At 59.6% G+C, this 24,206-nt stretch carries 20 protein-coding genes and 1 pseudogene; 6 read left to right on the top strand and 15 right to left on the bottom strand.

The window, feature by feature from the left end; all coding sequences use genetic code 11:
* Positions 1–25: 25 nt before the first annotated feature.
* From rpoD to rpsU, 3 genes are all read right to left on the bottom strand, one after another.
* Positions 26–1,873, bottom strand: coding sequence for an RNA polymerase sigma factor RpoD (rpoD, locus tag OC605_RS05520; protein ID WP_024014550.1), 1,848 nt, complete (start codon positions 1,871–1,873; stop codon positions 26–28).
* Between the two features lie 67 nt (positions 1,874–1,940).
* Positions 1,941–3,905, bottom strand: a complete 1,965-nt coding sequence (dnaG, locus tag OC605_RS05515; protein WP_262136487.1) for a DNA primase — start codon at positions 3,903–3,905, stop codon at positions 1,941–1,943.
* A gap of 486 nt (positions 3,906–4,391) precedes the next feature.
* Positions 4,392–4,607 (bottom strand): 30S ribosomal protein S21, encoded by a 216-nt coding sequence (rpsU, locus tag OC605_RS05510; RefSeq protein ID WP_002551877.1) that lies wholly within the window; start codon positions 4,605–4,607, stop codon positions 4,392–4,394.
* A gap of 199 nt (positions 4,608–4,806) precedes the next feature.
* Here rpsU and tsaD point away from each other — a divergent pair, with 199 nt between their 5' ends.
* The gene (gene tsaD, locus OC605_RS05505; protein ID WP_262136455.1) at positions 4,807–5,832 is read left to right on the top strand and encodes a tRNA (adenosine(37)-N6)-threonylcarbamoyltransferase complex transferase subunit TsaD; all 1,026 of its coding nucleotides are present in this window, start codon (positions 4,807–4,809) and stop codon (positions 5,830–5,832) included.
* 23 nt (positions 5,833–5,855) lie between these two features.
* Here the strand turns inward: tsaD and plsY are convergent, their stop codons facing one another.
* Positions 5,856–6,425: a glycerol-3-phosphate 1-O-acyltransferase PlsY gene (plsY, locus tag OC605_RS05500; RefSeq protein WP_186568892.1), complete on the bottom strand. Its 570-nt coding sequence runs from the start codon at positions 6,423–6,425 to the stop codon at positions 5,856–5,858.
* A 74-nt stretch (positions 6,426–6,499) separates the two neighbouring features.
* Here plsY and folB point away from each other — a divergent pair, with 74 nt between their 5' ends.
* Entirely contained in the window at positions 6,500–6,856 is a 357-nt protein-coding gene (gene folB / locus OC605_RS05495) for a dihydroneopterin aldolase (protein ID WP_016772885.1), read from the top strand.
* Positions 6,847–7,365 carry a 2-amino-4-hydroxy-6-hydroxymethyldihydropteridine diphosphokinase gene (gene folK / locus OC605_RS05490; RefSeq protein ID WP_186568891.1) on the top strand — a complete coding sequence of 173 codons (519 nt, stop codon included), beginning with the start codon at positions 6,847–6,849 and terminating at the stop codon, positions 7,363–7,365. Before folB ends, folK begins: the two co-directional genes overlap by 10 nt.
* Positions 7,366–7,447: 82 nt before the next feature.
* On the opposite strand, the gene OC605_RS05485 is transcribed toward folK, so the two are convergent.
* The 11 genes and pseudogenes from OC605_RS05485 to OC605_RS05435 all read right to left on the bottom strand — a co-directional run bounded on the left by OC605_RS05485 (position 7,448) and on the right by OC605_RS05435 (position 21,519).
* Positions 7,448–8,677 (bottom strand): multifunctional CCA addition/repair protein, encoded by a 1,230-nt coding sequence (locus tag OC605_RS05485; RefSeq protein ID WP_262136454.1) that lies wholly within the window; start codon positions 8,675–8,677, stop codon positions 7,448–7,450.
* A 63-nt stretch (positions 8,678–8,740) separates the two neighbouring features.
* A complete protein-coding gene (locus tag OC605_RS05480) occupies positions 8,741–10,303 on the bottom strand; it encodes a SpoVR family protein (RefSeq protein ID WP_073476558.1) in 1,563 nt (520 codons plus the stop codon).
* Positions 10,300–11,571, bottom strand: coding sequence for a YeaH/YhbH family protein (locus OC605_RS05475; RefSeq protein WP_039757709.1), 1,272 nt, complete (start codon positions 11,569–11,571; stop codon positions 10,300–10,302). Before OC605_RS05475 ends, OC605_RS05480 begins: the two co-directional genes overlap by 4 nt.
* A 119-nt stretch (positions 11,572–11,690) precedes the next feature.
* Positions 11,691–13,613: a PrkA family serine protein kinase gene (locus tag OC605_RS05470; protein ID WP_016772892.1), complete on the bottom strand. Its 1,923-nt coding sequence runs from the start codon at positions 13,611–13,613 to the stop codon at positions 11,691–11,693.
* 296 nt (positions 13,614–13,909) lie between these two features.
* The gene (gene glpE, locus OC605_RS05465; protein ID WP_016772893.1) at positions 13,910–14,239 is read right to left on the bottom strand and encodes a thiosulfate sulfurtransferase GlpE; all 330 of its coding nucleotides are present in this window, start codon (positions 14,237–14,239) and stop codon (positions 13,910–13,912) included.
* Positions 14,240–14,272: 33 nt separating this feature from the next.
* Positions 14,273–15,153 (bottom strand): annotated as a pseudogene (locus OC605_RS05460) (symmetrical bis(5'-nucleosyl)-tetraphosphatase).
* On the bottom strand, positions 15,153–15,533 hold the full coding sequence (apaG, locus tag OC605_RS05455) for a Co2+/Mg2+ efflux protein ApaG (RefSeq protein ID WP_122506055.1): 381 nt from the start codon (positions 15,531–15,533) through the stop codon (positions 15,153–15,155). The pseudogene OC605_RS05460 and the gene apaG overlap by 1 nt, the downstream one beginning before the upstream one ends.
* 113 nt (positions 15,534–15,646) lie before the next feature.
* On the bottom strand, positions 15,647–16,465 hold the full coding sequence (gene rsmA / locus OC605_RS05450) for a 16S rRNA (adenine(1518)-N(6)/adenine(1519)-N(6))-dimethyltransferase RsmA (protein WP_186568889.1): 819 nt from the start codon (positions 16,463–16,465) through the stop codon (positions 15,647–15,649).
* Complete coding sequence (gene pdxA, locus OC605_RS05445; protein WP_262136453.1) at positions 16,462–17,451, bottom strand: 4-hydroxythreonine-4-phosphate dehydrogenase PdxA; 990 nt, start codon at positions 17,449–17,451, stop codon at positions 16,462–16,464. Before pdxA ends, rsmA begins: the two co-directional genes overlap by 4 nt.
* Positions 17,448–18,770, bottom strand: a complete 1,323-nt coding sequence (gene surA / locus OC605_RS05440) for a peptidylprolyl isomerase SurA (protein WP_186568887.1) — start codon at positions 18,768–18,770, stop codon at positions 17,448–17,450. The genes pdxA and surA overlap by 4 nt, the downstream gene beginning before the upstream one ends.
* The gene (locus OC605_RS05435; RefSeq protein WP_262136452.1) at positions 18,745–21,519 is read right to left on the bottom strand and encodes an LPS-assembly protein LptD; all 2,775 of its coding nucleotides are present in this window, start codon (positions 21,517–21,519) and stop codon (positions 18,745–18,747) included. The genes surA and OC605_RS05435 overlap by 26 nt, the downstream gene beginning before the upstream one ends.
* Before the next feature lie 130 nt (positions 21,520–21,649).
* Here OC605_RS05435 and OC605_RS05430 point away from each other — a divergent pair, with 130 nt between their 5' ends.
* Genes OC605_RS05430 through OC605_RS05420 form a run of 3 tightly spaced genes read left to right on the top strand, consistent with a single transcriptional unit; the run spans position 21,650 to position 24,106 of the window.
* Positions 21,650–22,669: an aminoglycoside phosphotransferase family protein gene (locus tag OC605_RS05430; protein ID WP_262136451.1), complete on the top strand. Its 1,020-nt coding sequence runs from the start codon at positions 21,650–21,652 to the stop codon at positions 22,667–22,669.
* Entirely contained in the window at positions 22,666–23,337 is a 672-nt protein-coding gene (gene murU, locus OC605_RS05425; protein ID WP_262136450.1) for an N-acetylmuramate alpha-1-phosphate uridylyltransferase MurU, read from the top strand. Before OC605_RS05430 ends, murU begins: the two co-directional genes overlap by 4 nt.
* 1 nt (position 23,338) lies before the next feature.
* Entirely contained in the window at positions 23,339–24,106 is a 768-nt protein-coding gene (locus tag OC605_RS05420) for a TerB family tellurite resistance protein (protein ID WP_262136449.1), read from the top strand.
* The last annotated feature ends 100 nt before the right edge of the window (positions 24,107–24,206 follow it).

The following is a 24,206-nucleotide window of genomic DNA, read 5'->3' as shown; positions in this document are numbered from 1 at the left end:
CCGGCCTGGGCCGGGGGTTCTGGTATCACTCGTCGAGGAAGGAGCGCAGATGCTCGCTTCGCGTCGGGTGGCGCAGCTTGCGCAGCGCCTTGGCTTCGATCTGACGGATCCGCTCACGCGTTACGTCAAACTGTTTGCCTACTTCTTCGAGCGTATGGTCGGTGTTCATGTCGATACCGAAACGCATGCGCAGTACCTTGGCTTCACGGGCAGTGAGGCCGGACAGCACTTCGCGAGTCGCTTCCTTCAGGCTTTCCACCGTGGCGACATCGATTGGCGACTGCATGGTCGAGTCTTCGATGAAGTCGCCCAGATGGGAGTCTTCGTCATCGCCGATCGGGGTTTCCATGGAGATCGGCTCTTTGGCGATCTTCAGTACCTTGCGGATCTTGTCCTCAGGCATTTCCATGCGTTCGCCCAGCTCTTCCGGAGTCGGTTCGCGACCCATTTCCTGCAGCATCTGCCGGGAAATACGGTTGAGCTTGTTGATCGTCTCGATCATGTGCACCGGAATACGGATGGTGCGGGCCTGGTCGGCGATCGAGCGAGTGATCGCCTGACGGATCCACCAGGTGGCATAAGTCGAGAACTTGTAACCACGACGGTATTCGAACTTGTCCACCGCCTTCATCAGACCGATATTGCCTTCCTGGATCAGATCGAGGAATTGCAGGCCGCGGTTGGTGTACTTCTTGGCGATCGAGATCACCAGACGCAGGTTGGCTTCAACCATCTCTTTCTTCGCGCGGCGGGCCTTGGCCTCACCGATCGACATGCGACGGTTGATGTCCTTGATTTCCGCGATGGTCAGGCCGGTCTCGGTTTCCAGCGCAATCAGCTTCTGCTGGCAACGGATGATGTCCGGCTGCACGCGACCGATGGCTTCGGCGTACTTGCTCTTGCCTTTGGCCAAGGCGTCGGACCAGCTTTCGTCGACTTCGTTGCCCGGGAACTGACGCAGGAAATCGGCGCGCGGCATACGTGCATCACGTACGCACAGCTGCATGATCGCGCGCTCTTGCTGACGCAGACGATCCAAAGCACTGCGTACACGCTCGACCAGGGCTTCGAATTGCTTCGGCACCAGTTTGATCGGCATGAACAGCTCGGCCAGGGCCAGCAACTCGGCAACCGCTGCCTTGTTGTGACGACCGTGCTTTTTCAGGGCCTTGCGAGTGATTTCCATCTGGTCGGCCACGGCGCCGAAGCGCTGTGCAGCGATGACCGGGTCCGGACCGCTTTCGGCTTCTTCTTCGTCATCGGAAGATTCGGCATCATCGTCGTCAGTGTCGTCGTCGGCCTTGACGGCTTTCGGGTCAACCGGCGGCGGCACTTCTGCCGCAGGCGGCGCTATGCCATCGTCCGGGTCGATATAACCGCTCAGGACGTCGGACAGGCGACCACCTTCGGTGGTGACGCGGGTGTACTCGGAGAGAATGTGGTCAACCGTGCCAGGGAAGTGCGCAATTGCGCTCATCACTTCACGAATGCCCTCTTCGATCCGCTTGGCGATTTCGATTTCGCCTTCACGGGTCAGAAGCTCGACCGTACCCATTTCACGCATGTACATGCGCACCGGGTCAGTGGTGCGACCGATATCGGTCTCCACCGCCGCCAACGCAGCGGCTGCTTCTTCCGCAGCGGCCTCGTCGGTATCGGCGTCGGCCAACATAAGGGCGTCCGCATCCGGAGCACTCTCGTGTACGGGGATCCCCATGTCGTTAATCATGCGGATGATGTCTTCCACCTGCTCCGGATCTGAAATATCCTCGGGCAGGTGGTCGTTGACCTCGGCGTAAGTCAGATACTTCTGCTCACGACCCAGTTTGATCAACTCAATAATACGAGACTGCTGTTGCGCTTTTCCGGACATAACACCCTATCCACTGAAGGTCTTGGCGGGCAAAAAACAAGCCGAGGATTATACCTGAGCTATGACCTCACGCGCCAGTTGAGGTCGGGTTTGATGCGGAAACATTGCGACTTAAAAGGTCGCGCAGTTGATTTTTCTCTTCGACGCTCAGTTCGCTTTGCCGCGCTTTCCTGAGTAACTGTTCGAGATTTCGCTCGCGTTGGCGGGCGGACAAGCTAGTAATGGTGTCGAAAAACTGTTGTTCAAGGTTATCTCCGTCAATCAGCCATTCCTTTTCTGCCAGCGCCTTGAGCAAGCGACCCTGTTCAGTACCGTGCCATCGCGCGATCAACTGAAATGAGTTTAGCTTGGGATTCTTCTGTACGGCTTCGAGCAGCGCCACAAGCAACTGGGCGTTGGTCTGATTTTCATCGGCAATATGCCCGGCGTCTTCAACGCGCTTGGCCAGTTGCGGATGATGGAGCAATGTTCTCAATGCCGTCAGGGTTGGCGATTCGACGCCAATCGGCGTGCGCGGGCGCTGCTGTTCGCGGTCGCCACCACGCTTGCCGTTCTTGTCCCACGGTTTCTTGTCCCACTTCTTGCCGCCGGCGCCGGGTTTCTTCGGCGTCCATTCCTGCTGCGGCGCGTACATGTCCTGTGCCTGCGGCTGATGGTAGTCGCTGTAGTCCGGCATGGCGTCGTAATCGAAGCCCGGATCGTAGGCGGGCGGTGCTTCCTGCGGTGCGCTCTGAACCAATTGGCTGACGGTCTCGCTGCTCAGGCCGGTGATTTCGGTCAGGCGCTGACGCATGAGGATGCGCAGGTTCGCGCCCGGCACCTTGTCGATCAGCGGTGCGGCGAGGGTGGCCATGTGCGCCTTGCCCTCAAGCGAGCGCGGGTCGGCCTCTTCGGTCAGTTGCTGGAAAAAATAATCGGCCAGCGGCTGCGCGTGCTGATTGATGCGCGCCTTGAAAGCGTCGGTGCCTTCGGCGCGAACCAGGGTGTCCGGGTCTTCGCCTTCGGGCAAAAACAGGAACCGCGCGCGACGACCGTCCTGCAGGCACGGCAGGGTCGCTTCCAATGCGCGCCACGCGGGGTTGCGGCCCGCCTGGTCGCCGTCGAAGCAGAACAATACGTTCGGCACGACGCGGAACAGGCGCTTGAGGTGTTCTTCGCTGGTCGCGGTACCCAGCGTGGCGACGGCATTGCGCAAGCCTTGCTGGGCGAGGGCGATGACGTCCATGTAACCCTCGACAACGATGATTTCGTCGAGGTTGCGATTGTTCTTGCGCGCTTCATAGAGGCCGTAGAGTTCCTGGCCTTTATGGAACACCGGGGTTTCCGGTGAGTTCAGGTACTTGGGCTTGTCGTCGCCCAGTACGCGACCGCCGAAGGCGATGATCCGTCCACGGGTGTCGCGGATCGGGAACATCACGCGATCGCGGAAGCGATCGTAGCGCTTACCGGTTTCGGCGTTCTCGATCAGCAGGCCGGCTTCGATCATGGCCTTCTGTTGCAGGGTGTCGCTGCTGAGATGCTTGAGCAGGTTGTCCCAGCCTGGTGGCGCAAAGCCGAGGCCGAAATCCCGAGCGATCTCGCCGGTCAGGCCGCGGCCCTTGAGGTAATCCACCGCAGCCTTGCGCGACGGATGACTCTTGAGTGCCTGCCGGTAAAAATCAGCGGCGGCGGTGAGCAGTGGATACAGCGGCGAATCGGTCGGCTGACGCGGCTTGCGCTCGCGGCCGCTTTCTTCGCGGGGGATTTCCATGCCGGCGGCTTTGGCCAGATCTTCGACGGCTTGGGGGAAGTCCAGGTTGTCGTGATCCATGAGAAAGCCGAGGGCGTTGCCGCCAGCGCCGCAGCCGAAACAATAATAGAACTGCTTGTCGGGGCTGACGCTGAACGACGGGGTTTTCTCTTTATGGAACGGGCAGCAGGCGGTGTAGTTCTTGCCGGCCTTCTTCAATTGCACGCGCGAACTGACCACGTCGACAATGTCGGTGCGGTTCAGCAGGTCGTCAATGAAGCTCTGGGGAATCAGCCCGGCCATGGCGTTCTCGTCGTCTGCGCTGCAATAAATCCGTTGCGACGGGCTGTCGGACGCGGGCCATTGCTGGAAACGCACAAAAAGTGCGGCTCGACCGGTGTCGTCTGCGTGATCGCTGTCGGGAAGTGTATCTGCCGAAAATCCACTGACGTTAGTACCTATCAGTCTTCGACTATTTGAAAGTGTTGCGCTGAATCCGCTGACGGCCGGTTGTCGGCCTCGGATAGCTCAATAAAGCGGGCACACATGCAGGTGCCTTGGGCTGATCGTCGTAAGAGGAATCAGTGGGTGTGCTCGTCAGTAGCCTTGAAAGGCTCGTCAGAAAAGACGTGCACCGCTGGCAAAAGAGCCAGGCCTGACGCGGTGAAGCAGATTTGTCTCGGTCGCATCGGCGGCGTCGACGGTGAAGCATCAAGCGTTTTACGCAAATGCCATTAGCCCGGCTGAGGGCCGGGCTTAGGCAAGAAGCTTGCTACGAACGTCTGTGGATTAGTACAGACGAACGGCGCGGCGCTGTTCGCGCTGAACTTTCTTGGCGTGACGCTTAACAGCGGCTGCTGCTTTGCGCTTACGCTCAGAAGTTGGCTTCTCGTAAAATTCGCGGCTACGAACTTCAGCCAGTACACCGGCTTTTTCGCAGGAGCGCTTGAAACGACGCAGAGCTACGTCGAAGGGTTCGTTCTCTTTTACTTTGACGGCTGGCATCCAGAGCTACCTTCATTCATTACCGGGGTCAACATCCTCGCGGCAAAAGAGCACTTGAAGACGTCGGTTTTTAAGGGTTGCGGATGTTAACCCCTCATCGCTCGGAATGCAAAGCCTCTGATCGAAAACCGCTGGTCGGGGCATCACGTGGCGACTATTATGCGCGCCTTCGAATTCAGCCTAAACAAGGCGCAAACCCATGCTAGTACTGGGATTAGAAACCTCCTGCGACGAAACCGGCGTCGCATTGTATGACAGTGAACGCGGTCTGCTGGCCGACGCGCTGTTCAGTCAGATCGACCTGCACCGCGTCTATGGCGGTGTGGGGCCGGAGCTGGCCTCGCGTGACCACGTCAAACGCATGCTGCCCTTGATCCGTCAGGTGTTGGCCGAGGCCGACTGTGTGCCGACCGAGATCGACGCAATCGCCTACACCGCAGGTCCTGGGCTGGTGGGCGCGCTGCTGGTCGGTGCCTCCTGCGCGCAGGCGCTGGCGTTTGCCTGGGGCATTCCGGCGCTTGGCGTGCACCATATGGAGGGCCACTTGCTGGCTCCGATGCTGGAGCCGAAACCGCCGCAATTCCCGTTCGTCGCTTTGTTGGTTTCCGGTGGCCATACGCAGTTGGTTCAGGTCGACGGTATTGGCCAATACAGCCTGCTCGGCGAGACGCTCGACGATGCGGCCGGTGAAGCCTTCGACAAAACCGCAAAGATGATGGGCCTCAATTACCCCGGCGGGCCGGAAATCGCCAAGCTGGCCGAGAAGGGCGTCGCAGGACGTTTCACTTTTCCGCGTCCGATGTGTGATCGCCCGGGTCTGGACTTCAGCTTCAGCGGCTTGAAAACTTTCGCCCTCAACACGTGGCAGCAATGCGTCAGCGCCGGGGACGACGGCGAGCAAGCCCGTTGCGACATCGCGCTGGCATTCCAGCAGGCCGTGGTGGAGACTTTGACCATCAAGTGCAAGCGCGCCCTGAAACAGGCAGGCATGAAGCGGCTGGTGATTGCCGGCGGCGTCAGCGCCAACAAGGCGTTGCGGGTTTCGCTGGAAAAGATGCTCGGCGATATGAAGGGCGATGTGTTCTATGCGCGCCCTGAGTTCTGCACCGACAATGGCGCGATGATCGCGTTTGCCGGTTGCCAGCGCCTGAAGGCCGGTCAGCAGGAAAGTCTGGCAATCACCGTGCAGGCACGCTGGCCAATGGAGCAGTTGTCGGCGCTGTAATGAGCGACGCTCATGGACGGCAGTCAGAAATGCCGTTCGCGCCCGGCAAACAGGTCGCGTAGATTGCCGCGATGGCGCCAGACAATCAGCAAGGTCAGCGCGCTCATTGGCAGCAAGGCTTCCGGCTCCTGCCAGGCCAGCAACGGCAGGGTCAGTGGCGTGGCAATCAGCGCCGCCAGCGAGCTGGTGCGGGTCAGGTAGAACGTCAGCAGCCAGGCGCACACCGCCAGCAGCGCGGCGGGTGGATACAGGCCGAGCAGCATGCCGGCGGCAGTGGCAACGCCTTTGCCGCCGCGAAAGCGAAAGTACAAAGGGAACAGGTGACCGATCACGGCGCACACGCCAATCCAGGCCTGATCCTGCAGTGAGAGGCCCGCGCCCGAGGCGATCAGCACCGGCAGCAGGCCTTTGCACAGATCACCGAGCAGGGTCAGGATCGCCAGTTTGCGACCGGCCAGGCGCAGCATGTTGGTGGCGCCGGCATTACCCGAGCCACTCATTCGCGGATCCGGATTTCCGGTCAGGCGGCTGAGCAAAATGGCGAAGGACAGCGAGCCGAGCAGGTAGGCGAGAATCGCCAGTAACCAAAACATGCTAACTATTCCGGGCGAGGACGCCCTGATTCTAACGGCGCATCGCGCCCTTGTCGTGCAGCGGAGAGAAGTGCTTGGACAGAGTGTTTATCGAGGGCCTGGAAGTCGACACCGTGATCGGTGCCTACGACTGGGAGCGTGGCATCCGTCAGTGCCTGCGTCTTGATCTGAGCTTCGCCTGGGACAATCGCCCGGCTGCCGCCGGTGACGACCTGACCCTGGCGCTCGATTACGCCAGTGTTTCCACGCGCATTCAGGCCTTCGCCGAGCAGGCGCAGTTCCAGTTGGTCGAAACCTTTGCCGAGCGTCTGGTTGAAGTGCTCATGGCCGAATTCAAGATCACCTGGGTGCGACTGAAACTGACCAAGCCGGGCGCCGTTCCGGCCGCCAAGGGTGGTGTGGGTGTGGAGATCGAGCGCGGATGTCGCTGATTCAAGTCTACCTCGGGCTCGGTAGCAATATCGAGCGCGAAACCCATTTGCGCGCAGGTCTCGATGCGCTGGCCACGTTCCTGGTGGATATCCGGTGTTCGGCGGTGTTCGAGAGCCAGCCGGTGGGCATCAAGAGCGGGCCGTTCTTCAATTTCGTGGTCTCGGCCTACACCGATCTGCCGTTGATGGAGCTTGATCGCCGCTTGAAATTCATTGAGGCGGATAACGGTCGCTATGCACCGGATCGCAAGGGCTTGCCGCTGGATATCGACGTGCTGTTGTATGGCGATCTGGTGGGTAATTTCGATGGATTGATCCTGCCGCGTGCGGAAATCCTGAAAAACGCCTTTGTGCTGTGGCCGCTGTCACTGATTGCTCCGGATCGGGTGCATCCGGGGGTGGGCCAAAGCTTTGCGACGTTGTGGGCTGAGGCGCAAATTGATCAGGTGTTGGCGCCGGTTGCGTTCGAATGGCGGGGGGAGCAGCTCACGCCTTCGGATTTGCGGTGATATCAAATGCGCTTTCGCGAGCAGGCTCGCTCCCACGTGGGATCGAGGTCTCCGGTGGGAGCGAGCCTGCTCGCGAAGTTTTTTAGGCTGTCGCCGCGTCTTTGTAGGCTTTCAATGCTTTCAACCGTTCCCGCTTCAGCGCTTCACCCAGTTCCGGCCCCTTGAATCCCTGCTCCAGCAACGGCTGCACCGCCACCGCTCGTGCAGCTTTCGCCGCTCCGCGCAAGTAATCCGCCTGTGGATAACTTCGCTGCTCCAGACCTTTACGTCCACGGGCATCCATCTCGCACGCGGCGATAAACTCTTCGAAGCGGTGCGGCCGGCGATAGATATCGAAACTCTGCAGCAACTCCAGCAGCGTCGAGGCTTTCAGCTCCAGCGCCCGGTGCCCATGGGTGTGGTACTGCCCCACCAGCAGCGCCAGTTCCTGACAGTCCTTGGGGGCCTTGAAGCGCTCGTTGACCGCTTTGATCAGCTTCAGCCCGGTGTGCTCATGGGCGATATGCCTGGGCCATTCTTCTTCCGGGGTCAGGCCTTTACCCAGGTCATGCAGCAGGCAGGCCCAGCGCACCGTGAGTGGTTGTTTGTGCAGGGCTGATTGCTCCAGCACGCTCAGGGTGTGCAGGCCTGTGTCGATTTCCGGGTGGTGGGTCTCCGGCTGTGGCACGCCGAACAAGGCGTCGACTTCCGGCATTAGCTCTTTGAGTGCGCCACAGTCGCGCAAGACCTGAATGAACACCTGTGGGTGGTCTTCCAGCAGTGCCCGGGAAATCTCCTTCCAACTGCGTTCGGCAGTCAGCGCCTGCAGTTCGCCGGACTCACTGAGCTGGCGCATCAACCCCATGGTCTCGTCGGCGACCGTGAAGCCCAGTCCCGCGTAACGCGCAGCAAAACGGGCAACGCGCAGCACTCGCAACGGATCTTCGGCAAACGCCGGGGAAACATGGCGAAGGATTCGTGCTTCGAGATCGCGCTGACCATGGTACGGATCGGTCAGGTTGAGCTGATCGTCCTCGGCCATGGCATTGATCGTCAGGTCGCGGCGAATCAGATCTTCTTCAAGCGTGACTTCGGGACTTGCGTAGAAAGTGAAACCGCCGTAACCGCGACCGCTTTTGCGCTCGGTGCGGGCGAGGGCGTATTCCTCACCGGTTTTCGGGTGCAGAAACACCGGGAAATCCGCGCCGACCGGGCGGAATCCCTGGGCGAGCATTTCTTCAGTGGTCGCACCGATCACGACCCGGTCGACATCAGTGACCGGCAACCCCAACAGGCGATCACGTACCGCGCCGCCAACCTTGTAAACCTGCATAAAAAACCTCCGTCAGTCCGACAGGATAACCCTTGCGTCAGACTTTCGGAGGCCGGAACCGGATCAAAGATGAATCACGGCCAGATCGAGCCGGCCGTAATCGCCTTCGCTGTGTTCACTGCGTGGCGGCACGTGATGGGTTTTCATGATCTGGTCGCCTTGCAGGGTTTCCAGATGAATGTCGAAGCCCCAGAGCCGGTGCAGGTGCTTGAGCACTTCTTCGGTGGAGTCGCCCAATGGTTTGCGATCGTGTTGCTGATGGCGCAGGGTCAGCGAGCGATCACCGCGCCGATCGATGCTGTAGATCTGCACGTTCGGCTCACGATTGCCGAGGTTGTATTGCGCTGCCAGGGTTTCCCGGATGATCCGGTAGCCGCCCTCATCATGAATGGCCGGCACCAGCAGGTCGTCTTTCTGGTCGTCATCGAGAATGCTGAACAGCTTCAGATCGCGTATCACCTTGGGGGACAGGTACTGCAGGATGAAACTCTCGTCCTTGAAACTGCTCATGGCGAACTTGATAGTCGACAGCCAGTCGGAGCCGGCGATGTCCGGGAACCAGCGGCGATCTTCTTCGGTGGGTTCTTCGCACATCCTCCGAATGTCGCGATACATGGCGAAACCCAACGCATAGGGATTGATGCCGCTGTAGTACGGGCTGTCAAAGCCAGGCTGAAACACCACGCTGGTGTGCGAGGTGAGGAACTCCATCATGAAGCCGTCGGTGACCAGGCCTTCGTCGTACAAATCATTCATCAGCGTGTAATGCCAGAACGTTGCCCAGCCTTCGTTCATGACTTGGGTCTGGCGCTGCGGATAGAAATACTGGGCGATCTTGCGCACGATGCGCACGATTTCGCGCTGCCACGGCTCCAGCAGCGGTGCGTGTTTCTCAATGAAATAGAGGATGTTTTCCTGTGGTTCGGCCGGGAAGCGGGCGTTGTCCTTATCGCTGTATTTGTCCGCGCCTTTGGGAATGGTGCGCCACAGATCATTGATCTGCTTTTGCAGGTGCTCTTCACGGTCCTTTTGCCGCCGGCGTTCCTCTTCGGCGGAAATCGGATACGGCCGCTTGTAGCGGTCGACGCCGTAATTCATCAAGGCATGGCAGGAGTCGAGCAGATCTTCTACGGCGTCGATGCCGTGGCGTTCCTCGCACTGCATGATGTACTGCTTGGCGAACACCAGATAATCGATGATCGAACTGGCATCGGTCCAGGTGCGGAACAGGTAGTTGCCCTTGAAGAAGCTGTTGTGGCCATAGCAGGCGTGAGCCACCACCAGGGCCTGCATGCAGATGGTGTTTTCTTCCATCAGATAGGCGATGCACGGATCGGAGTTGATCACGATCTCGTAGGCCAGGCCCATTTGCCCGCGGCTGTAGGATTTCTCTGTGCTGAGGAAGTGTTTGCCGTACGACCAATGGTGATAGCCCAGCGGCATGCCCACTGAGGCATAGGCGTCCATCATCTGTTCGGCGGTGATCACTTCGATCTGGTTGGGGTAGGTGTCCAGAGCATAACGGGCCGCGATCCGGGCGATTTCGCGGTCGTAGGTCTGGATCAGCTCGAATGTCCATTCGGAGCCGGTGGAAATCGGTTGGCGTTTCTGCTCTTTGGCGGTCATGTCACTAACCTGCGCTGGAAGAGTTCACGGAAGACCGGATAGATATCTCCGGCCGAGACCAGTTGCTGCTGCGCAAACGTGTCAGAGAAGGCTTCGGCGATGCGTTCGTATTCGTACCACAGGGCCTGGTGTTCGCGCGGGGTGATCTCCACATAAGTGTAGTACTGCACAAATGGCATGATCTGATTGATCAGGATGTCGCGGCAGATCGGCGAATCGTCGTTCCAGTTGTCGCCGTCGGAGGCTTGAGCGGCGTAGATATTCCACTCATTGCTCGGATAGCGCTCGGCCATGATCTCCTGCATCAGCTTCAGGGCGCTGGAAACAATGGTGCCGCCGGTCTCACGAGAATAGAAAAACTCCTCTTCGTCCACTTCCCGGGCGCTTGTGTGGTGACGGATGAACACCACGTCGATCTTGTCGTAGTTACGCTTGAGAAACAGGTACAGCAGGATGAAAAAGCGCTTGGCGATGTCCTTGGTCGCCTGCGTCATCGACCCGGAAACGTCCATCAGGCAGAACATCACTGCTTTGGAACTGGGGTTGGGTTGCTTGACCAGCAGGTTGTATTTCAAATCGAAGGTATCGAGAAACGGCACGCGGTGAATGCGTGCGCTGAGTTTTTCAATTTCAGCCTCGAGTTCCTGAATATCGCCGAAGTTGTCCGGTTCTTCGCGCTTGAGCCGTGCCAGCTCCTCCTTGGCTTCACGAAGCTTTGCCCGGCTGCTACCGGACAGGGCAATACGACGTGCATGTGCTGAGCGCAGGGTGCGGATGATATTGATGCGTGAAGGGTTACCTTCGTTGCTGATCCCGGCGCGTACGGTTTTGAACGTGTCGGTGCCGGTCAGGTTGCGTTTGACCAGATTCGGCAATTCAAGGTCTTCGAACATGAATTCGAGGAACTCTTCCTGAGTGATCTGGAAGACGAACTCGTCCATGCCTTCGCCGGAATTCCCCGCCTTGCCCGGACCGCGTCCGCCACCGCCCCCCGGTGGGCGGGCGATATGTTCACCGGCCGTGAACTCTTTATTACCGGGATGCACCACGGTCTGCTTGCCGCCGCGACCATGATGAAGCACCGGTTCGTCAATGTCGCGACCGGGAATACTGATCTGCTCGCCGTGCTCCATATCCGTGATGGAGCGGCGACTGACTGCCTCTTCGACAGCCTTCTTGATGTGGTCACGGTAACGCCGCAGAAAACGCTGGCGGTTTACCGTGCTCTTGTTCTTGCCATTGAGGCGTCGGTCGATCACATAGCTCATAAGGCCCCTCCGGGGAGCTTCAAGTTTTGAGCTGCAAGCTGCAAGTAGAAGCGAATGCCCGTGTTTTCGGGTTCACGCGCTTTGTTCTTGCAGCTTGTGGCTTATAGCTTGCAGCTGCCTCACTGCGACTTGCGGACCCGCAGGTACCATTCGGACAGCAGGCGTACCTGTTTATCGGTGTAGCCACGTTCAACCATTCGCGTAACGAAGTCGTTGTGTTTCTGCTGATCCTCCTTGCTGGCCTTGGCGTTGAAGCTGATGACGGGCAGCAGGTCTTCGGTGTTGGAGAACATTTTCTTCTCGATGACCACCCGCAGTTTTTCGTAGCTGAGCCAGGTCGGGTTCTTGCCGTTGTTGTTGGCCCGGGCGCGCAGGACGAAGTTGACGATCTCGTTGCGGAAATCCTTCGGATTGCTGATGCCGGCAGGTTTTTCGATTTTTTCCAGTTCTTCGTTCAGGGCCACGCGGTTGAGGATCTCGCCGGTTTCCGGGTCGCGATACTCCTGATCCTGAATCCAGAAATCCGCGTACAGCACGTAGCGGTCGAAGATGTTCTGACCGTATTCGCTGTAGGACTCCAGATAAGCGGTCTGGATTTCCTTGCCGATGAACTCGATGTAGCGCGGCGCCAGGTACTCCTTCAGATAGCGCAGGTAGCGTTCGCGGGTTTCGGCCTGGAACTGTTCCTGTTCGATCTGCTGCTCCAGCACATAGAGCAGGTGCACCGGGTTGGCGGCGATTTCGTGCGGGTCGAAGTTGAACACCTTGGAGAGGATCTTGAAGGCGAAGCGGGTCGACAGGCCGTTCATGCCTTCGTCGACACCGGCCGAATCGCGGTACTCCTGAATCGACTTGGCCTTCGGATCAGTGTCCTTGAGGTTTTCACCGTCGTAGACGCGCATCTTCGAATAGATGTTGGAGTTTTCCGGCTCCTTGAGGCGCGACAGCACGGTGAATTGCGCGAGCATTTTCAGGGTGTCCGGTGCGCAGTGCGCCTTGGACAGGGAGCTGTTGAAGAGCAACTTGTCGTAGATCTTCACTTCATCGCTGACGCGCAGGCAGTACGGCACTTTGACGATGTAGATCCGGTCGATGAACGCCTCGTTGTTCTTGTTGTTTCGGAAGGTATGCCACTCCGACTCGTTGGAGTGAGCCAGCAAAATTCCGGTGAACGGAATCGCGCCGAGGCCTTCGGTACTGTTGTAGTTGCCCTCCTGAGTAGCGGTCAGCAAAGGGTGCAGCACCTTGATCGGCGCCTTGAACATTTCGACGAATTCCATCAGGCCCTGGTTGGCCCGGCACAGCGCACCGGAGTAGCTGTAGGCGTCGGCGTCGTTCTGCGGGAATTCTTCGAGTTTGCGGATATCGACTTTGCCGACCAGCGCCGAGATGTCCTGGTTGTTCTCGTCACCGGGTTCGGTCTTGGCCACCGCAATCTGATTGAGGATCGACGGGTACAGCTTGACCACGCGGAACTGGCTGATGTCGCCGCCGAATTCGGCCAGGCGCTTGGTCGCCCAGGGCGACATGATGGTGTTCAGGTAGCGTCGTGGGATACCGAAGTCTTCCTCGAGGATCGCGCCATCTTCAGTGGCGTTGAACAGACCCAGAGGCGACTCGAAAACCGGCGAGCCCTTGATGGCGTAGAAAGGCACCTTCTCCATCAGCTGTTTCAGCTTCTCGGCCAGGGACGATTTACCGCCGCCAACGGGGCCGAGCAGATAAAGAATCTGTTTCTTCTCTTCCAGGCCTTGGGCGGCGTGGCGGAAATACGAGACGATCTGGTCGATGCATTCTTCCATCCCGTGGAAGTCTTCAAAGGCCGGATAACGGCGGATCACCTTGTTGGAGAAGATGCGCGACAGCCTCGAATTGGTCGAAGTGTCGAGCAGTTCCGGTTCGCCGATCGCCATCAATAGACGCTCGGCGGCGGAAACGTAGGCGCTGCGATCGTTTTTGCACAGCTCCAGGTACTCCTGCAGAGAGAGTTCTTCCTGGCGTGTGGATTCGAAGCGTTGTTGGAAGTGGCTAAAGATACTCATGACGTCACCTCGCTCGATACGTGGAGCCGACGCCGGATCACTCAGTCGATGCTGGCAGCAGTCGCTGTAGCAGCTGCTGTTTACCCCCCAGAATTCTCCCACGGTCGACAAACCGCGAAAGCTACTCCCGATGACCCGCGCGCCGGTGTACCGGCTCTCCCCTGATTTGGATGGCCTGCGCTTAAGGATAGTTGGGAATTCGAGAGGTAAAGGCGAGATACGTAATTAGTTGTGGCAGACCGTTCGTCTGCCGCGCGCAGGCCCACGGCAGCCGGGGCCTGCGCTGCGCAAAAAAATTATTCGGCGGTGCCTTGCGCGGTCTCCGACGGATAAGTCGTACGCCACAGCTCGAAACCGCCATCCATGCTGTAGACGTCAGAGAAGCCTTGGCTGACCAGATAGGCGGCTGCGCCCTGACTGGAATTGCCGTGATAGCAGACCACGACGGTCGGTGCATCAAGGTCGGCGCCTTGAATGAAAGCGTGCAGTGAGTGGTTATCGAGATGCTTCGAACCGCTGATGTGCAGCGCGGCGAAAGTCGCTGGATCGCGTACGTCAACCACGACGGCGCCTTGTTCACGCAGGGCCTGCGCCTGTTCCGGGGGGATTCGTTTGAATTCGCTCATGGCGGGTTCCTGTAGCTCAACTGAAAGTGCAGTCTAACGCGGCGCGTCGACTGGCGAAGATTCGGGGATAAGTGGCGCAACCGTGTGTGCAAGCCCGCCGTGCTCGTCGCATTTGCATGACAGACGTTCGCCGCTGTCGACGTTCATCAGCGTAAGGCTGCCGCCCCATACGCATCCGGTGTCCAGCGCGGAAATGCCCGGTTCGTGGATATTGCCCTCGAGCGCAGCCCAGTGACCGAAGATGATGCGCAGGCCTTTGGTCTTGCGCTCCTTGTGCTGAAACCACGGCTTGTAGCCGGGCGGGGCGCTGTCCAGGCCCTCCTTGCTCTTGAGGTCGAGCTTGCCCTCGGCGGTGCAAAAGCGCATGCGTGTGAAATAATTAGTGATCACCCGCAGGCGATCAATGCCTTTGAGGTCGTTGTCCCATTTCGCCGGTTCGTTGCCGTACATGCCATCAAGGTAGGCGGGGAACACGTTGTCGTCACGCAGGGCGGTCTCGACTTCGGCGGCGCACTTCAACGCACGGCGCAGCGACCATTGCGGCGGGATGCCGGCATGGACCATCGCAACATCGCGTGTTTCGTCGTAATGCATCAGCTTCTGCTGGCGCAGCCATTCCATCAATTGCGGGCCGTCGGGGGCCTCGATGATTTCGCGCAGAGTGTCGCTTTTCTTCAAGCGCTCGATTTTCTTCGCGGCTGCCAGCAGGTGCAGGTCGTGATTGCCGAGCACGCAGACCAGCGACTCGCGCATCTCGTAGAGAAAGCGCAGGGTTCCAGCGACTGCGGGCCGCGGTTGACCAGATCGCCGACCAGCCACAACCGGTCAAGCGCCGGGTCGAACGCGACTTGCTTGAGCAGGCACTTGAGCGGTTCGAGGCAGCCTTGCAGGTCACCGACGGCGTAAGTCGTCATCAGTGCAGGGCTCCGGGTACGGCGAGGCGAAACGGTTTGATGACGGCATCGAAATGTTTGCCGTCATCGGCGAGCATTTGATAAGTGCCCTGCATGGTGCCGACCTTGGTGGTCATCACCGTGCCGCTGGTATACGTGTGGCTCTTGCCTGCATCGATCAACGGTTGCTGGCCGACGACGCCTTCACCGCGCACTTGTTCGACATGGCCGTCACCATCGGTGATCACCCAGTGCCGGGACAAAAGCTTGGCCGCAATCTCGCCGTTGTTCTGCACGGTGATGGTGTAGGCGAAGGCGAAACGGTCGTGTTCGGGTTGCGATTGGTCTGCCAGATAGTGGGTGACGACGCTGACATCGACCTGATAACGGGAATCGGACATGCAAGAGGGCCTTAACGAAGCGGAACGCGGGGCGTAGCTGATGGGGAATCAGTCTAGGCAAGTATCGGGCAGTAAACCAGAGTGGTGTGCTGCCCGATAGCGTTCATCGCAGGTCAGTCGGCGGCAGGAGCGACCGGAACCTGTATCGCGAGCTGGTCAGCCAGGCGCACGAATGCGGCCAGATCCAGTTGCTCGGGACGCAGGCTGCCATCGACGCCGGCGGCCTCGATTTCCGCGTTGCTGAGCAATTGCTTGAGCGTATTGCGCAGGGTTTTGCGGCGCTGGTTGAACGCCTCGCGGACGACGCGCTCCAGCAACTTGTGATCCTTGGCCGGGTGCGGCAGTACCGCGTGGGGCACGAGACGAACGATCGCCGAATCGACTTTCGGCGGCGGATTGAATGCGCCCGGGCCAACGTTGAACAGATGTTCCACTCGGCAATGGTACTGAACCATGATCGACAGGCGACCCCAGTCACCGCCACCCGGACCTGCGGCCAGACGCTCGACCACTTCTTTCTGCAACATGAAGTGCATGTCGCGAATGATGCCGGCGTTGTCCAGCAGATGAAAAATCAGCGGCGTGGAGATGTTGTACGGCAGGTTGCCAACCACCCGCAGGCTGTTCGGCGCGGCATTCAGCGTATTGAAGTCGAACTTCAGCGCATCGCCCTGATGCAGGTTGAAATTGCTCATGCTGGCAAACTGCTGGTTGAGGATCGGGATCAGATCCTTGTCCAGCTCCACTACGTCGAGTTGCGCGCCGGAGCCCAGCAAACCTTGGGTCAGCGCACCCTGACCGGGGCCGATTTCCAGCAGGCGATCGTCAGGCTTGGCGTGGATGGAGCGCAGGATGCGGTCGATAACGCCGGCATCGTGGAGGAAGTTCTGACCAAAGCGTTTGCGCGCCTTGTGTTGGTATTGCTCGTTCATAAACGGGTCTCGGCCATCTGGTAGGCGGTTTCCAGGGCGACTTGCAGGCTGCCGGTGTCGATCCTGCCGCTGCCGGCCAGATCCAGGGCGGTGCCATGGTCGACCGAGGTGCGGATGATCGGCAGGCCCAGCGTCACGTTGACCGCAGCGCCGAAGCCTTTGTACTTGAGCACGGGCAAGCCCTGGTCGTGGTACATCGCCAGCACTGCGTCGCAGTGCTCCAGATATTTGGGGGTAAACAGAGTGTCGGCAGGCAGCGGGCCACGAAGGTCCATGCCCTCGCCGCGCAGGCGCTCTAATGTCGGTTCGATGATGTCGATTTCTTCATGGCCCAAGTGGCCGCCTTCACCGGCGTGCGGGTTGAGACCGCAGACCAGGATGCGGGGCCGGGCGATGCCGAATTTGTCTTGCAGGTCGGCGTGCAGGATCCGAGTCACTCGCTCCAGTCGCTCCGGGGTGATGGCGTCGGCAATCTCGCGCAGAGGCAGATGCGTGGTGACCAGCGCTACGCGCAAACCGCGAGTGGCCAGCATCATCACTACCTGCGCGGTGTACGTCAGGTCGGCGAGAAATTCAGTGTGTCCAGAGAATGCGATACCCGACTCGTTGATCACACCTTTGTGCACCGGCGCGGTGATCATCCCGGCGAAGTCGCCGTTCAAGCAACCGTTGCCGGCGCGGGTCAGGGTTTCGAGGACGAACGCCGCGTTGGCCTTGTCCAGTTGCCCGGCAACCACCGGTGCGCTGAGCGGCGTATCCCAGACATACAGGCTACCGGCCGGCGCCGGAACATCTGGCCACTGCCCCGGCGCAACATCCAGCAGGTTGATGGCCAGCCCCAGCTGCGCGGCCCGCTCAAGGAGCAGGTCGCGGCTGGTGATGGCAATCAGGGGATGTGGCTGGGCTTGCGAAGCGAGCAGCAGGCACAGGTCGGGACCGATGCCGGCTGGTTCGCCGGGTGTCAGCGCGAAACGCTTGGGTTTCACTGCGCTGCCTGGTCTGCACCAGGGAGTTTGATCTCTACGTACGCTTCGTCACGGATCTGACGCAGCCAGGTCTGCAGCTCTTCGTCGTATTTGCGGTTCCGCAGTACGGTCATGGCTTGCTGCTCACGGGCCTGTTCGGTGCCGTCAGTGGCGCGACGGCCAAGGACTTCCAGCACGTGCCAGCCGTATTGGGTCTGGAATGGCTTGGACAGCTGACCTTGTGGGGTCGAAGCCATCACTTCGCGGAATTCCGGTACCAGCACGTTCGGGTCGATCCAGTTCAGGTCGCCACCGTTAAGGGCGGAACCCGGATCTTCCGAATAGTTTTTCGCCAGTTCGGCAAAGTCTTCGCCGGCGGTGATGCGGTCATACAACGATTGCACCAGTGCCTTGGTCTTGGCTTCGTCGCGGATCGGGCTCGGCTTGACCAGAATGTGACGCACATGAACTTCGTCGCGCATCTGCGCTTCGCCGCCACGTTTGCCCAGCAACTTCAGAATGATGAAGCCGCCCGGCGTACGCGCAGGCTGAGTGACGTCGCCAACCGCCATGCTGCTCAGCTCACGATCGAACGGAGGTGGCAGTTGTGCGGCTTTACGCCAGCCCATGTCGCCGCCTTCCAGCGCGTTGTCGCTGCCGGATTTGGCCACGGCCATCTGACCGAAGTCAGCGCCTTGCTTGAGCTGCTGGTAAACATCCATGGCCTGACGATAAGCGCTCTGAATCGCTTCAGAGTTGGCGCTTTCCGGGGTCGGAATCAGGATGTTGGCCAGGTGCAATTCTTCGGACAGTTGCATCTTGCCGAGGTCGGAAGCGAGGAAGTTCTTCACTTCCTGCTCGGACACCTGAATGCGTTCTGCCACGCGACGCTGACGCACACGGCTGATGATCATCTCGCGCTTGATCTGGTCACGGGCGTCGTCATAGTTCAGGCCATCGCGAGCCAGCGCAGCACGGAACTGATCAACAGTCATGTTGTTGCGCTGGGCAATGGTGCCGACCGCCTGGTTCAGTTCTTCATCGGTGATGCGGATGCCGGAGCGCTCGCCAATCTGCAGTTGCAGGTTTTCGACGATCAGGCGCTCGAGCACTTGCTGATCGAGCACGCCCGGAGGCGGCAGACCGCCCCCGCGCTTGGCGATGGTCTGCTGAACTTCGTGAACGCGCTGGTCCAGTTGGCTCTGCATGACCACGTCGTTATCGACGATCGCCACCACTTTATCGATGGACTGTACGGCGGCGTTGGCCGCCGTACCCAGGAACAACGCGCCCAGCAGCACCGGGCGCAGACAATCAGAAAGCTTGGTCTTCACGTTCACGATAACCTTGAATGCCTTTGTCGAGGAAGCTCTCTACCTTGGCGCCAGTCAGGCCGCCGAGTCCCTTCAGAACAATTTGGAGGAAGATGCCATGGTCGCCTTTTTCGTTTTCCGGGGCGTTCTGACTGTTTTCGTCATAAGCGACCCAGTAACGATTGATCAGGCGCAGTTTCCAGCAGCAGTTGTCGTATTCGAAACCACCGAAGGCTTCCAGCGTGCGATTGCGGTTGTAGTCGTACTGCCAGCGGCTGATGGCGTTCCACTGCGGAACGATCGGCCAGATGACCGAGAAATCATGCTGCTGGATCTTGTAGTAGTCCTTCACGTAGCCAGGTTGACCCGGGGTGCCATAGTCACCGCCGCCCACCTGCCATTTACCGGTGTTCTGGTCATAACGAACCTGGTCGTTACGATAGCGATAACCAACGTTGACCACCTTGTTCGGGTTGTCTTCCGGCTGGTAATGGAACATCGCACTGCCGGAGCGTGGGCTGCGGCTGTCCGGATCCCAGTTGTAGTCGGCGGTGGTGCGCCAATCGCGGTTCCAGCGGTATTCGTATTCCAGCGCGTATGGCGATACGTCGGACTTCGCGTCGTCACGATCGTTGAAAGCGATACCCGGCAGTTGGACCTTGCGATCCTTGAAGTACAGAGCCTGGCCGACGCTGATGCGCTGACGCTCGAAACCGTTGTCTTCGATCCAGCGACTGGTCACGCCCAGCGACAGCTTGTTCTCGTCACCGACACGGTCGGCGCCGGAGAAGCGGTTGTCGCGGAACAGCGAGGCGTAGTTGAAGGTGTACTCGCTGGTGTCGAAAACCGGAATGTCTTCCTGATCTTTCTCAGGTACGTAGAGATAGAAGAGACGTGGTTCTAGGGTCTGGCGATAATTCTTGCCGAAATAGGAGGTATTGCGGTCGAAGTACAGTCCACTATCTACGCTGGCTATAGGGACGCCACGGTTCTGGTTGCGACTGTAGTCTTCACCAGCCAGTAGCGTGCTTTTGCCTTGCTGGTCGAGATCAAGCTGATACTGCGTGTACTGATACTTCAACGATGGTTTGAGGAAACCATACGTCCAGTTCATCGGCAGGCTGACGCCCGGCTTCAGATTCAGGCGATCGCCGTTGGCGCGAGCCAAGCCGGTGATGTTTGTGTCGAGACGTCGTTCGGCAATGCCATCTTCATTGATGAAGTCACCATCACGTAGATCGCGATCGAAACGAACCAGCTCGGTCTCGTAGTCGAAATTCAGACCTTCCGGATGATACGGCAGCTGACCATTGAAAGTGATCTGCGGCAGGCGACCATAAGGCGTGATATTCGACACGGTAGCCAGCTGATACTGCTGGGCATTCAGGCGTGCGGTGTAGCTGTCGCCACGATAAGTGACCGAGCCCTGCTGGTTGACGAAGTCGTCGCTCTTGACGCCGATCTGGTCGGTTTGCAGGTCCTGGAAGTAATACGGATCGCTTATCTTGGTGTAGTCAACCTGGGTCAGCACGCGGGAGTCGAGACCGCCCTTGTGCTGCCAGTTGTACATATAGCGAGTGTCCTTGTAGTCGGACTGAAGCTTGCGATCGTCGTTTTCATCGTTGAGATACGCCGCACCGAACTGACCTTCGCTCGACTTGGTCAGGTAGCGGAACTCACCCTCCACCAGCATGCCGCGCTTGCTCATGTAACGCGGGTACAACGTGGCGTCATAGTTAGGCGCCAGGTTGAAGTAGTACGGGGTGACCAGCATGAAGCCGGTGTCGCTGCCCGAGCCGATGGTCGGCGGCAGGAAGCCTGACTGGCGACGGTCGTCGATCGGGAAGTAGATGTACGGGGTGTACAGAATCGGAATGTCTTTGACGCGCAACGTCACGTTGGTCGCGGTACCGAAACCGGTGGCCGGGTTCAAGGTGATGTTGTTGCCCTTGAGCTGCCAGGCGTTGCTGTTCGGTTCGCACGTGGTGTACGTGCCGTCCTTCAAGCGGATGATCGCGTTTTCAGCACGCTTGGCGTACAGCGCGTTACCGCGGATGCGCGATTTGTGCATCACGTATTCGGCGTTGTCGACCTTGGCTTCACCAGTGTCGAGCTGTACATCGGCGTGGTCGCCGACGATCAGCGCGCCGTTGTCGCGGATGCGCACGTTGCCGGCCAGTTCGCCACGGCTCTCGGCCTGATACAGGTTGGCCTCGTCGGCTTCGACCTGCATGCTGCCCTGACGCATGACCACGTCACCGGCGAGGCTGGCGACTTGTGTGTCCTGCTCGTAACGCGACGCTTTGGCACCGATGAAGGTCGGCGCGTCACTTTTATTCGTCTTGTCATTCATGCCAGGACGAATCGGTTCGATATAGGAACCAGAGCAGTAAGGACCGGTCTCGGCCAGTTGCGCGGCAGTGAGCTTCTCGCGCGGAACCCAGTCGAGGTGACTGTAGTCTTCGCTACGGGATTTCAGGCCACGGCCCTTGGCTTCGGTGACCAGTGCGGTTTTCGCACCGGTCTCTGCGCCGGAACCGTTGTCGGCCGGGGTCTCGCCGGCAGCGCTGACGGCACTGCCGTCATGTACCGGGCGCGGCGGCAATGCCGCGGCGGGCGACTTGGGCGCACAGTCCCAGCCACCCGTAGCCGAGACGGAGCAGTCATACTGCTCGGCGGCAACAACGAATTGACTGGCCAGAGGTTGCATAGCCAGCAGACTGCCGGTTACCAACAACGGAAATTTTTTACGAAACGCGGGGGATTTCAATGCCATCTTATTAGTCCGGGCTTCCTGCGTGCCATCTGCCCGCGGTGTGGGCCGCACGCCTCTCGATGGTCTGAAAAAGATGCTGGATAATAAAGCATGACCCGCTTGACGGCTAGCGCCGTCGGAGACCCTTGCAATGCCTGACCAAGATGTACGCTTGCAACACCTGAAAGTTTGGCTCGATGAGCAGTTGGCAAAGCTGTTTGCCGAGCAGGGCTGGGGCACCGTGCCCCCGGCCACGTTGACCGCGGCCAGCAGCGACGCGAGTTTCCGCCGCTACTTCCGCTGGGAGGGCGATGGTCGCAGCTTCGTCGTGATGGACGCGCCGCCCCCGCAGGAAAACTGCAAACCGTTCGTGGATATCGCCTTTTTGCTGGCGAAATCCGGAATTAATGTGCCGAAAATTTACGCCGAAGACCTCGAGCGCGGTTTTCTTTTGCTCAATGACCTGGGCAACAAGACCTATCTCGACGTCATCGATGGCGAAAATGCCGACGCGTTATTCCACGATGCCCTGCAAGCGCTGTTGGCTTTTCAACAGTTGCCGATGGTTGCGCCGTTGCCCAGTTACGACGTCGCCCTATTGCGTCGTGAGCTGGAGTTGTTCCCCGAGTGGTACGTCAAACGTGAGCTGGGCGTCGAGTTCGATGCGGCCCAGCAGCAACAATGGCAGCAAATCAGCGAGTTGCTGATCGACAGCGCGCTGGCGCAGCCGAAAGTGCTGGTGCACCGCGACTACATGCCGCGCAACCTGATGCTCAGCGAGCCCAACCCTGGCGTGCTGGATTTCCAGGACGCGGTGTACGGCCCGGTGACCTACGACGTCACCTGCCTGTTCAAGGATGCTTTCCTCAGCTGGCCGGAAGAACGTGTACGCGGCTGGCTGGAAAGTTATTGGCAGCAGGCCTCGGCGCTGGATATTCCGGTGCAGGCGGATTTCGAAGACTTCCTGCGCGCCAGCGACCTGATGGGCGTGCAGCGTCACCTGAAAGTCATCGGCATCTTCGCGCGTATCTGCCATCGCGATGGCAAGCCGCGTTATCTGGCCGATGTGCCGCGCTTCTTCTCTTATATAGAAGCAGTGATCGCCCGCCGTCCTGAACTGGCGGAACTGCAAGCGCTGTTCAGCAGCTTGCGTGCTGGAGCGACGGCATGAAGGCAATGATTCTGGCGGCGGGCAAAGGCGAGCGCATGCGCCCGCTGACCCTGACCACGCCGAAACCGCTGGTGCGTGCCGCTGGCGTGCCGCTGATCGAGTATCACCTGCACGCCCTCGCGGCCGCAGGTTTCAACGAAATCGTGATCAACCACGCCTGGCTTGGTCAGCAGATCGAGGATCATCTGGGCGACGGCTCGCGCTTCGGCCTGAGCATCCAGTACTCGCCGGAAGGCGAGCCGCTGGAAACCGGTGGCGGGATTTTCCGTGCGCTGTCGTTACTTGGTGACGATGCGTTTCTGGTGGTCAACGGCGACATCTGGACCGATTACGACTTCAGCGTGCTGCACCAGCCGATCAATGGCCTGGCGCATCTGGTGCTGGCGGACAATCCGCCGCATCACCCGAAAGGCGACTTCACTCTCATCGACGGCAAAGTGCGGGACGGCGAGCCTGATGCGCAGACGCTGACTTACAGCGGTATCGCCGTGCTGCATCCGCAGTTGTTCGACGGTTGCAGCGATGGCGCTTTCAAGCTTGCACCGCTGCTACGCAACGCCATGGCCAAAGGTGAAGTGACGGGCGAGCGCCTGAAGGGGCATTGGGTAGATGTTGGTACCTACGAGCGTCTGGCCGAAGCCGAAGCTTTGATAGAAGCGAGTCGCTGAGATGCTGTGGCCAGGGACTCTGATTGGAGCCGGAGTGGGGTACGCGATTGCCAGCATTCCGGGGGCCATGCTTGGGGCGTTGTTGGGGCAGGCGCTGGATCGGCGCTTGCACTTGCAGAGCTGGGGACATTTACGCGAAAAGCTCGGCGGCCGGCCGATGCTGCGCAACGATGAATTGCTGTTCGTTTTGCTCGGGCGTCTGGCCAAGAGCGACGGGCGCGTCACTGACGGGCATATCCAGCAGGCGCGCAACGAAATGCGCGCGCTAGAAATGAGCGAGCCGGCGACACGGCGGGCCATTGCTGCATTCAATCGCGGCAAGTCCGGCAGCGACAATCTGCGCGGCTATCTGCGTCGATTGAGTGCGCAACCGCATGCGGCTGAGGGCGTGTTGCGTGCCTGCTGGCGAATGGTCTGGGCTGATGGTCGCGCCGGGGTCAGCGAACGCGAGTTGCTGGCGCAGTGGGGCAAATGGCTCGGCTGGACGGCGCAGCAGGTGCAGGCATTAGCCAGCGATTACGAGCCGGGCAAGCGGCCGATCGTCAGTGCGGCAGTGAGTTACCAGGAGGCAATGAAGTTGCTTGGGGTGTCGGCGAGCAGCGAGCCGGCGCAGATCAAGCGCGCTTACCGACGGTTGCTCAGTCGCCATCACCCGGACAAGATCGCCGGCAGTGGCGCGACCCCGGCACAGGTGCGTGAGGCGACCGAACGTACGCGGGAATTGCACCATGCCTATACGTTGATTCGGGAGCGACGGGATTTTCGCTAGGCGTTAGAGAGGTGTCGTATGTGCGGGCCTCTTCGCGAGCAGGCTCGCTCCCACATTGAATTTTGCATAGATCCAATGTGGGAGCGAGCCTGCTCGCGAA

This window comes from Pseudomonas sp. Marseille-Q5117 (assembly GCF_946901175.1).
Taxonomy (GTDB): domain Bacteria; phylum Pseudomonadota; class Gammaproteobacteria; order Pseudomonadales; family Pseudomonadaceae; genus Aquipseudomonas; species Aquipseudomonas iranensis.
Note: the sequence above shows the minus strand (reverse complement) of the source record. Positions and strands in the feature narration are given on the sequence as shown.